Genomic DNA, 9,818 nt, shown 5'->3' on the forward strand with positions numbered 1-9,818 from the left:
ATGAACGAGATACGGATCCCGAAGTTCACCCCGGAGCTCGTGGCCGACCAACTACGCGACGGCTACTGGCTGGAAGCCCCCGACATCGACGGCGACGGCCGCCCCGACCTGTTCGGCTACGGGCTGCGCCTGGGCGAGATCTACTGGTACCAGAACGACGGCGGATGGACCCGGCGCCTGGCGGCGGACGGCTTCCGGATGCCGGTCGGCGCCGACTTCGCCGACGTCAGCGGCAACGGCTCCCCCGACATCATCGTCTGCTACGAGCTGTACGGCCCGATCGGCACCATCGTCGACCCCGACCCCGAGGGCGGCAAGATCGCCTGGCTGGAGAACCCCGGCTCGCCCGACAAGGACCCCTCCCGCTGGAAGAAGCACTACGTCGGCCGGGCCACCGGTATGCACCGGCTGCGGGCCGGCTACTTCACCCAGTCCGAACGCCTGGAGATCATCGGGCTGCCGATCGTGGCCGAGGCGGATGTGCACGCGGTACTGCCGGTGGTGCTGTTCTCCCAGCCCGACGAGGTGCTCGGCGCCGAGGAATGGCCGATGACGGTCATCGACGACAGCACCTTCCGGATGATCCACGGCGCGGAGAAGAAGCGGGGCCTGATCCCCGGCTCCGACCGGGACTCTCTGCTGCTCGCCTCCGACGAGGGCGTCACCTGGCTGTACTTCGACGCCGAACGCGGCGAATGGGTGCGCGAACTCATCGGCACCGGCGAGCTGAGCCAGTTCGAGAAGACCGGCTTCCGCGGCAGCGGCGACCTCAACGCCGGGCGGCTGGGCGACAACCCGATGGCGTACGTCGCCGCGATCGAACCGTTCCACGGCAACACGGTCGCCGTCTACACCCAGGGCGACGGCGACTCCTGGGAGCGGACGCTACTGGACGTGTACGGCGACCCGAACGAGAACGGCGAGGGCCCCGGCCACCAGATCGTCTGCGCCGACTTCGACGGGGACGGCGACGACGAGTTCCTGGTGGCGCTGCGCGGGCCGTGGCCCTGGCAGGGAGTCATGTACTACAAGGCGGTCGACGCGGCCCGGGGCGTCTGGGCGAAGTGGCGGGTGTCCGGCGAGTCCGTCGCGCGGATCGCCACGGCCGACTTCAACGGTGACGGCCGACTCGACTTCGCCACCATCGCGTACTCGGTACAGAACTACTACGTGGCCAAGGACGCCAAGATCGTGATCCACCGCAACGAAACCGACCTCGGCGAGTAGACCCCCCTCCCCCCTGGGTTCCGGGGCGGCCGTGCTCGGCCGCCCCGGGACCTTTCCCCAAGAGGAGCATCGTCATGGCTCGCGCCCGCGTCGCCACCCTCCCCTCCCTCACCGGCCTGCGCTTCTTCGCGGCCCTGCTGGTCTTCTTCTTCCACTCGTCCCTCACCAACTCGCCCATCCCGCCCAACGATCCGATCAACCCGTTCGCCGACTCCGGCATTGCGCACGCCTACACCAAGGCGTTCCTGCACACCGGGTACATCGGGGTGTCGTTCTTCTTCGTGCTCTCCGGCTTCGTGCTGACATGGTCGGCGCGGCCGGGGCAGTCCACGGTGGCCTTCTGGCGCCGTCGTATGACCAAGATCTTCCCGAACCACCTGGTGGTGTTCCTCGCCTCGCTGATCCTCTTCGCGGGCGCCACCATCACGTCGGTGAGCCAGTGGCTGCCCAACCTGGCGCTGGTGCACACCTTCTTCCCACAGGCGGACATCAACCTCAGCATGAACCCGCCGAGTTGGTCCCTGGGCAGCGAGCTGCTGTTCTACGTCCTCTTCCCCCTCCTCATCGTGCCGATCCGCAGGATCCGCGAGGGGGCGCTGTGGGGCTGGACCGCGGTGACGGTCGCCGGCACCGTGGTGGTCCAGCTGATCTCGACGTACCTGGTCCCCGACACCCCGAAGTCGGCGATCACTCCGATCTCCGACAAGCAGTTCTGGTTCGGCTACTTGTTCCCGCCCGGCCGCCTCTTCGAGTTCGTGCTGGGTGTCCTGCTGGCCCGCCTCGTACTGGCCGGCCGCTGGCCTCGCTGGATGGGCACGGGCAAGTCGCTGGTGCTGTGCGCGCTGGGGTACGCCGCCGGTTTCGTGGTGCCCTTCCAGTACACGTTCGTCACCGTGACGATCGTCCCCATCGGCGCGCTGATCGCCTCGGTGGCGGCATCCGACGTCGCGGGCCACCACACCTGGCTGCGCAGCCGCCCGATGGTCTGGCTGGGCGAGATCTCCTTCGGCTTCTACCTCGTCCAGGGCGTGACGATCTTCTATCTTCGCTCCCTGCTGAACGGCGCCACCTATCCGGTACCGGCGTCGATCCTGCTCATCATCGGCTTCTTCACCGCATCACTGCTGGGCGGCTGGCTCCTGTACCGCTTCGTGGAAATGCCGGCGATGCGCCGCTTCAGCCGAAGCCGCCGCACGACGGAGCCGATCACGCCGACCGCGGCTGAACCCGAGCCGACTTCGCTGCGAGCACTCTGAGCCCATACGAAAGGGTCGGGGGCCGGGGCTTCAGACCCCGGCCCCCATGAGCGCCCGTTCAGGGGCGCGGACGACGGCCTGCCTACACCCGCACCGCCCGCGCATCCCCCGCGAAAGCCTCAGCAAGCAGCTCATGCGACCGCAACCGGTCCTCCGGCGCACAAGTCAGCGTGTTCACCATGATCTCGTCGACCCCGTGCTCGGCCGCCAACTCGGTCAACCGCTCCCGCACCTGCTCCGGCGTCCCCCACACCAGGGAACGCCGACGGACATCGGCCCGCTCGGCCTCCAGCGAATCCCACCGGTGCTTGCGCGCATCCTCGGCGCTGGGCAACGGCAGGTCCTCGCCCAGGTCCTTGCGGGCCCGCCACAGCAGCACGCTCTGGGCCAGCGCCTCGGCCCGTTCCTCGCTCTCGGCCGTGACCACGCGTACGGCGAGCACACCCCCGCGGTCCGCCCGGCCGTGCTCGGCGAGCGTCGCCCGGTAGGAGGCGAGGGCCTCACGGGCCGGCCCGGGCACGAGGAAGTGCGCGAAGGCGTACCCGGTCCCCAACTCACCCGCCAGAAGCGCCGAACTCGCGCCGGCACCGAGCAGCCACATCTGCGGCCGCACGGGTGGGACCAGCCCCGTGTCGCCCCCGGCGAGCGGGTCGGCGCCGTCCAGACCCAGCAGCACTCGCACTGCGCGCACCCGCTGCGGATAGTCGTGGGCGGGACCGCCGCTGCGGCCCAGGCCCAGGTCCACCCGGCCGGGGAACACCGACGCCAGCACCGAGAAGACCTCGGCCACCTTCGCCGGCGAGTACCGCGGAAGCAGGACCCCACCGGTACCGACCCTCATCCGCCGGGTATGGCCCAGCAGGACGGCGGCGAGGATCTCCGGGGCGCAGCCCGCGAACCCTGGGGAGCCGTGATGTTCCGCGGTCCAGTAGCGGACGTATCCCAACTCCTCGGCAGCCTGCGCCAGTTCGACCGACGCTCGCAGTGAGTCGGCCGGTGAGAAGCCCGCGCCGACGGGCGATTGGTCCAGCACCGACAGACGCGGGGTCGGCGCCGCCGCCCCGCTCATCGTGCGCCTCGCGTGATCGCCGGCACGATCCTGTAGTCCCGCTGGAAAACCAGGTTGTGCAGATCACCGGTGGCGATCGCACGCAGCGTGGGAACCTCGGCCGCCGCCTGCTCGGGCGAAAACACGTTCAGCGGCCAGTCGTGCACGGTCGCGCCCCGCAGATGTGGGTGATGGAAACCGCCGCCGTAGTACGCGAGAAGGGTGATCGGCGCGATCCCGGACTCCCGCTGCTCGGGCCACGACAGCGTCCAGCTCGCCCCGAGCCCCCGGTCCTGGGTGCGTCGGGTCCCGCTGGCCGCCACCTCGCCGGTACCGAGGAGCAGGGCGGTGTCGAACTCCTCCAGCACCTGCACGGCGTACGGGTGGAGCAGTTCGACTGCCTGCTCGAAGTGCCGTTCCTTGCCCCGGCGCGACACAGTGTCGCCGCCCTCGCCGTGGGTGCCGTCGCGCAGGTCCCCGAAGTGGCGCAGCAGGGCCGCGATGTGCGGCGGCCCCGTCTCGGGCCGTGTGGTGGTCATGGTGTCTCCTTCCGTCGTTGCAGTTGCTCGCGCAGCGCCGTGCCGAGCCAGCGCCGCAGCCCAGGGTTCCCCGCACCGGGACCGTCGGCGGCGAGGAAGGCCGCGTGCGGGGTGCCGGGGAAGGTCTTCAGCCGTACGGCGTTGCCCGCCTCGCGCAGCAGCCGGGCGTACTCCGCGACGTCATCGCGGACGGGATCGAGCTCGCCGACCGCGAGTACGGCCGGGGCCAGGCAGCCCAGCCGCGTTGCCGCCAGGGGGGTGCTGTAGAGCGGGATCCCTCCGCGTACGGCGGTTTCCACCCCGCCGCGGTACGTCTCCCAGGCCAGCCGGAGATCCTCCGCCGCGGGGAAGGCGCCCCGCTCGCTGGTGTACGAGGCGGCGGCGCAGTCGGGGTCCAGTGGCGGGTAGGCCAGCACCTGGGCGGCGAGCGGCTGGTCGCGGTCGCGGCGGGCGAGGGCCGCGCAGGCGGCGATGGTGCCGCCTGCGCTGTCCCCGCCGACCGCCAGCGGCTCGCCGTCCGCCGCCTGTTCCCCGGCCCAAGACAGCGTGGTCAGCACGTCCTCCAGCTGGGCGGGGTGCCGATAGCCGGGGGCCAGCCGGTAGCCGGTGCTGACCACCGTGCACCCCGAGGTCCTCGCGAGGTCCATGACGGGCCCGTGCCAGTGCTCGACCGACCCCGCCTGCCAGCTGCCGCCGTGCGCCCAGACCAGCCAGCCGTACGGCCGCGGTCCGGGCCGGTAGATCCGAACCGGTATCCGATGGGTCCCCGCGTCGAGCCAGACCGGCCGCCACTGCACCTCACCGGACCGCCGACCGTCCGGACGTACGGCCCTGTCCTCGTCCGGAGCGGCCAGGCCGGCGCGGGGTTCGTACCGTCGTGAGTTACTGCGCACTCGACCGCGCACCACGCAGGAACACGGCGCTGGTGAGGGCGCCGAAGACAACGAGGGCGGCGTTGACCGCGATGGCCGTCTTCAGTCCGCCGAGGATGGCCGAGGCTCCCGTGCCGGTCATCGCGGCGGTGGCGATGGCGCTCATGATCGGCGTGCCCATGGTGATGCCGATCTGCTGGGTCATGGTCGCGAGCCCGGTGGCCAGGCCCTGTTCGTGGTCGGCGAGACCGGAGGTCGCGGTGACCATGAATCCGACGATGACGAGCATGTTGCCCACACCGCCGGCGAAGGTGGCGACGAGCAGCAGCCAGAGTGAGGAGTGAGTGGCGCCGAGGCCGAGCAGGGCGGCCGTGAACACGGTCTGCAGGATGCCACCGGTGATCAGCGTCTGCTTGCTGCCGATCCTCCCGATGACCTTCGGGGCGACCGAGCCGCCGACGACCGTTCCGATGCCCAGCACACCGAAGGACAGACCGGCGGCCAGCGGGGAGAAGCCGAGCACCTCCTGGAGGTAGAGGGTCAGCAGGAAGACCAGGGAGGTCTCGGTGAGGAAGGCGATCAGACCGGCGATGTTGCCCCAGGCCACCGAACGCTTGCCGAGCACGCTGAGCGGTACCAGCGGGGCGCTCACCTTGCGCTCGACGGCCCAGAACACGATCAGCAACAGGACACCGACGGCCAGCGACAGCAGCGCGTTCGCGGAGCCCCAGCCGTGCTCACCGGCCTGTGTGAGGCCGAAGACGACGGCCAGCAGACCGAGGGTGACGCTGATGGCGCCGGGAACGTCCAGCTTCGGGCGCTCGTCGGGTCGGGACTCCTTGATGACCGTCGGGGCGACGATCAGGACGGCGAGGGCGACGGGCACATTGATGAAGAACGCCCAGCGCCAGGACAGCAGGTCGGTCAGCAGACCGCCGAGGATCGCTCCGGTGGTGAACCCGGCGGACATCAGAGCCCCGTTGAGGCCGAGCGCCTTCTCCCGCAGCGGGCCCTCCGGGAATGAGGTCGTCATGAGCGAGAGGCCGGCCGGGGTCACCGCCGCGGTCGCGAGCCCCTGGAACACACGGGCCGTGATCAGCACCTCCGGGTTCTGCGCCAGACCGCCCACCATCGACGCCGCGCCCAGCACCACCAGACCGCCGAGGAAGAGCCTGCGACGACCGAACAGGTCCGCGACCCGGCCGAACAGCAGGGTGAACCCCGCCGCGCACAGGGCGAACGCGGTGCCGATCCACTGCAGATGCCCCAGAGAGAAGCCCAGGCCTTCGCCGATCACCGGCAGCGCCACATTCAGGATGGAGAAGTCCACCGCCAGCATGAACTGGGCCGCGAGCAGCAGCACCAGCACCAGCCGCAGACGCGGGGTGAGGACGGCCGGAGCCGTTCCTACGGCCGTACCGGCCGTGTCCGAATCAGTGACGGACATGACGTCGAGTCCCTTTCGTTCGAGCTTCGCCGGTGCGTCTGTCGTGCACACCGTTGGGAAAGAGACTCGTCTCGGCCCGGGGACCCAGCCAGCACCCTGTCTCGCACAGTCAGCGCAAGGGTGGTCATCACATGACCACCCTTATGGCTCACGCCTGGCCCGGCGGGCGGGCATCATGAAGGGGAGTGAACGGGAGGCATTGATGGACGCTCCGTCCGAACTGGGAGACTTCCTCAGGTCCCGCCGTGCCGCACTGCGCCCGGAGGACGTCGGCATCACCCCGCATCCGACCCGCCGCCGGGTCAGCGGGCTGCGCCGCGAGGAGCTGGCCATGCTCGCCGGGGTAAGCATCACCCACTACACCCGTCTCGAACAGGGCCGTGCCCTCAGCGCCTCGGACTCCGTGCTGGACGCGATCGCGCGCACTCTGCGGCTGACCGACGACGAGACCGCGCACCTGAAGGACCTGGCCCGGCCCACCGCCACCGCTGCCCGCCCCACCACGCCCCGCGCGGAGCAGGCCAGCCCCTCGGCACGGCAACTGCTGGCGGCCATGTCGGAGGTGCCGGCGCTGGTCCTGGACCGCCGCAACGACGTACTGGCCTGGAACCGGCTGGGGCACGCGCTGCTCGCCGCACATCTGCCCGCGGACAGCCCCGAGACACCGGCCACCCGGCCCAACGTGACGCGGATGCTGTTCCTGGATGACCGCTACCGCGCGCTGTACACCGACTGGCACGACGAGGCGCAGCTCGCGGTCGCCTCGCTGCGGCTGATCGCCGGCCGCCACCCCGACGACCGCCGGCTGACCGAGCTGGTCGGCCAACTCACGGTTCAGTGCGATGAGTTCGCCTCCCGCTGGGCCCGCCATCCGGTGCGCACCTGTACCTCGGGAGTGAAGCAGCTGAGTCACCCATTGGTCGGCACGATGGACCTGAGCTTCGAGAACCTCGTCATCCCCGGCTCGTCCGGCCAGCGCCTGATCGCCTATACGGCCGAACCCGGCTCACCTTCCGAGGCGGCTCTGCGCCTGCTGGGCAGCGCAGCCGCACCTGAGGTCGAGAGCACCTCCGCGGCGCTGTGAGGCCAGATCGCTCGGACCGGCCGGGAGAGGTACATCGCCTCCCGGCCGGTGCCTTTTCAGGCGCCGCGCTGCCCGGCCAGATAGGGCAGGGACGGATACCCGGAGTCTGCCAGGCGCAGATGGGCGTACGCCGCCGACGCCATGGTCATGTGATGGTGCCAGGCGGGGAAGGAACGGCCGGCGAAGTCCAGCAGCTCGTAGCGACCGTCCATGCAGTCCGCCGTGACCGTGGAACTGACGTAGAGGCGGATCAGCTCGAGAAGCTCGTCCAAGCGGTGGTGAGTGAGGTTGGTGAACCAGATCCGAGAGCCCGGCAGTCCGTCCGCGGCGAGTTCGGTGAACAACCTGTACGGCCGCTGATCACCGCCACCCTGCTGCGGCTTCCGAACAGGCTGCCGCACCAGCGTGGACAGGATCTGGGCCTGCCGGAACCTCCCGTCGGAACCCGTGACGGCCGCGGTGTGCTGGCTCCACGTACGCCGCGCGTCCGAACCGACCGGACGGCCGCCGACCACGAGCCCGGACCTTGGACGGGGGCCGTTGTGTGGAGTCCTCTGCGAGCGGTTGTGCAAACGTTGATCCGACACCTTGCCCTCGCGAGCGAACACCAGCCGGGGATTGACAGCGACGATGAAGTCGCGTCCCGTGCCGACCAGAAGGGCCGTCAGCTCCACGAGGTCGGTTGCGTCGCTCATGTCGGCCACTACCGGCACGTCCGGTGAAGCGGTGCTACCGACATGGTCGGCCAGCAGGTCCACCATGTGCCTCCACCGCGGACGGAAGCTCTCGGTCTCGGGTATGCGGGCACGCTGGCGCAGTCCGGGGTCGTCAGTCCATTGCCGTGGAAGCACGAGTCGCCAGTCGACAGGAAAATTGGCCCCCGGACAGGACAGGAAGAGGCCAACTGCAAGCTGGCAGTTGATGGTTCGCCCGCAAGAGAGGTCGAATCGCTGATGCACACCCACGGACTGATCGCCGCGCTTGGGTAGGATAACGGGTGTGATGGTCAGGGCCCGCACAGATGACCGCTCCTCGATCCACCGTGTCAGAGCATCACGAGCCTGTCCCCACTCCCATGGACTGCTGTTGATGAACTGCTGCAGCGAGTACCACACCGTGGGCGAGCCGGACACCGACTCCGCCACCCGCCGCATCGACTTCCTGCCGTCGGTGAGCAGCAGCCCTTTCAGATAAGTCTGGGCCCATCGGCGCTGATCGGCTCGTGGTAGGTACCCGAAGACCCGCTTCGCGAAGGTGTCAACGGACTGGGCGCCCGGTCCTGCCAGGACCTGCTGTGCGCGCGATAAATGCATGGCCAGCGTTCCCCCTTCACGCCTCCAGTCAGATTCAGTTGATCAGCGAACCACCTCCCTGCACGCCTTCGCTGTGACGTGCGCCTCAAAGAGAGATAATTGTAGGTTAAAGGTTCATGACGCTCCGTGACATCCTTGGCGGCCAGTCATTGGTACGACGTCTGCGCAGCCCCAGAGGCGCAACCACCACGATCATCCGCCCGACGCCCTGCGCGGCCACCACCTCGGATGCCCCCAGGCAGCCACCGCACCGACTCCGCTCCGCGCTTCCGGGCTGCCCCGAAGATCACCCATGGAGCAACCTGCGTCCCACCAGCGTCCCGAATTCAGCGCCCACCCCTCGAAGACACCACCCACAGGGCCCCGCCGCGGCGTCAGACAACACGTCAGCACAGGTCGGAGCGATGCGAACAAACGCCACCAGCCACAGAGTTGAACTCACGAGCAGCGGATTCAGCCCCGTAACGCAAACCCTGAATCCGCACCCGCAATGAGACGTTTCCGCATGTCAGAGGCCTGCGCAGTGGGGCGGGTGGGACTCGAACCCACGGCCGACGGATGATGAGTCCATTGGGGATCCTGGCGGCCCTTGCCCATCAACGCTCATCTTTGACGTTTCCCCAGGTCAAACGGGCTGATCAGTGTCAGTCCCATGTCGTGCTTGTCGATGTGTTCCTGTCCTTCTGACCCCTCAATGGCCCCTGGGGGGCGATGAGTTGGACGCTTACCACAGCAACAGCCGCGTCCGCCCAGTTCAGCCAAGGGGATGGAACCGTCACACAAGCGAGGGTGTCGACCTCGCTGCGCTCCAGTTGACCCTTCTCGATACGGGAGACGCGGGCCTGGGTAACACCCATGGCTTCGGCGACCTGGACCTGTGTGGTGTGCTGCCGCTTCCGCAACTCGGCGAGGCGGTGCACACGAGTGGCCAGGACCATCGCCTGCGCCCCCTTCTGGATCTGGTCCTTTTCGGCATCTCGGCATCGGTGAAGGCGAAATCCTCGGCCAGGTCTCCCCAGGAGACGGCCTGCG

The 9,818-nt window shown here is 69.2% G+C and carries 10 protein-coding genes; 4 read left to right on the plus strand and 6 right to left on the minus strand.

What is annotated here, in order from left to right:
- Together ACWC09_RS25200 and ACWC09_RS25205 are read left to right on the plus strand one after the other, a co-directional pair.
- Positions 1-1,227, plus strand: coding sequence for an FG-GAP repeat domain-containing protein (locus tag ACWC09_RS25200; RefSeq protein ID WP_450852853.1), 1,227 nt, complete (start codon positions 1-3; stop codon positions 1,225-1,227).
- A gap of 74 nt (positions 1,228-1,301) precedes the next feature.
- Positions 1,302-2,483 carry an acyltransferase family protein gene (locus ACWC09_RS25205; protein WP_450852854.1) on the plus strand — a complete coding sequence of 394 codons (1,182 nt, stop codon included), beginning with the start codon at positions 1,302-1,304 and terminating at the stop codon, positions 2,481-2,483.
- 82 nt (positions 2,484-2,565) lie between these two features.
- Here the strand turns inward: ACWC09_RS25205 and ACWC09_RS25210 are convergent, their stop codons facing one another.
- From ACWC09_RS25210 to ACWC09_RS25225, 4 genes are read right to left on the minus strand one after another with little or no spacing between them, the layout of a single operon-like run.
- Positions 2,566-3,552, minus strand: coding sequence for an MsnO8 family LLM class oxidoreductase (locus ACWC09_RS25210; protein ID WP_450852855.1), 987 nt, complete (start codon positions 3,550-3,552; stop codon positions 2,566-2,568).
- A complete protein-coding gene (locus ACWC09_RS25215; protein ID WP_450852856.1) occupies positions 3,549-4,070 on the minus strand; it encodes a hypothetical protein in 522 nt (173 codons plus the stop codon). Before ACWC09_RS25215 ends, ACWC09_RS25210 begins: the two co-directional genes overlap by 4 nt.
- On the minus strand, positions 4,067-4,963 hold the full coding sequence (locus ACWC09_RS25220) for an alpha/beta hydrolase (RefSeq protein ID WP_450852857.1): 897 nt from the start codon (positions 4,961-4,963) through the stop codon (positions 4,067-4,069). Before ACWC09_RS25220 ends, ACWC09_RS25215 begins: the two co-directional genes overlap by 4 nt.
- Positions 4,953-6,389 carry an MFS transporter gene (locus ACWC09_RS25225; RefSeq protein ID WP_450852858.1) on the minus strand — a complete coding sequence of 479 codons (1,437 nt, stop codon included), beginning with the start codon at positions 6,387-6,389 and terminating at the stop codon, positions 4,953-4,955. The genes ACWC09_RS25220 and ACWC09_RS25225 overlap by 11 nt, the downstream gene beginning before the upstream one ends.
- Positions 6,390-6,591: 202 nt before the next feature.
- Between ACWC09_RS25225 and ACWC09_RS25230 the strand changes: the two genes are divergently transcribed.
- Complete coding sequence (locus ACWC09_RS25230; protein WP_450852859.1) at positions 6,592-7,473, plus strand: helix-turn-helix transcriptional regulator; 882 nt, start codon at positions 6,592-6,594, stop codon at positions 7,471-7,473.
- A gap of 56 nt (positions 7,474-7,529) precedes the next feature.
- Here the strand turns inward: ACWC09_RS25230 and ACWC09_RS25235 are convergent, their stop codons facing one another.
- On the minus strand, positions 7,530-8,786 hold the full coding sequence (locus ACWC09_RS25235; protein WP_450852860.1) for an IS701 family transposase: 1,257 nt from the start codon (positions 8,784-8,786) through the stop codon (positions 7,530-7,532).
- Positions 8,787-9,430: 644 nt separating this feature from the next.
- Positions 9,431-9,706 (minus strand): helix-turn-helix domain-containing protein, encoded by a 276-nt coding sequence (locus tag ACWC09_RS25240; protein WP_450852861.1) that lies wholly within the window; start codon positions 9,704-9,706, stop codon positions 9,431-9,433.
- Between ACWC09_RS25240 and ACWC09_RS25245 the strand changes: the two genes are divergently transcribed.
- Positions 9,599-9,818, plus strand: a 220-nt coding sequence (locus tag ACWC09_RS25245; protein ID WP_450852862.1) for a hypothetical protein, incomplete at its 3' end; no start/stop codon positions are given. The two genes, ACWC09_RS25240 and ACWC09_RS25245, sit on opposite strands and share 108 nt — an antisense overlap.

It is taken from the genome of Streptomyces sp. NPDC001617, assembly GCF_053596855.1.

Excerpts from the sequence above, each read along its gene's own strand:
- ACWC09_RS25200 (WP_450852853.1), top strand. The coding sequence starts at position 1 with ATGAACGAGATACGGATCCCGAAGTTCACCCCGGAGCTCGTGGCCGAC.
- ACWC09_RS25205 (WP_450852854.1), top strand. The coding sequence starts at position 1,302 with ATGGCTCGCGCCCGCGTCGCCACCCTCCCCTCCCTCACCGGCCTGCGC.
- ACWC09_RS25210 (WP_450852855.1), bottom strand. The coding sequence starts at position 3,552 with ATGAGCGGGGCGGCGGCGCCGACCCCGCGTCTGTCGGTGCTGGACCAA.
- ACWC09_RS25215 (WP_450852856.1), bottom strand. The coding sequence starts at position 4,070 with ATGACCACCACACGGCCCGAGACGGGGCCGCCGCACATCGCGGCCCTG.
- ACWC09_RS25225 (WP_450852858.1), bottom strand. The coding sequence starts at position 6,389 with ATGTCCGTCACTGATTCGGACACGGCCGGTACGGCCGTAGGAACGGCT.
- ACWC09_RS25230 (WP_450852859.1), top strand. The coding sequence starts at position 6,592 with ATGGACGCTCCGTCCGAACTGGGAGACTTCCTCAGGTCCCGCCGTGCC.
- ACWC09_RS25235 (WP_450852860.1), bottom strand. The coding sequence starts at position 8,786 with ATGCATTTATCGCGCGCACAGCAGGTCCTGGCAGGACCGGGCGCCCAG.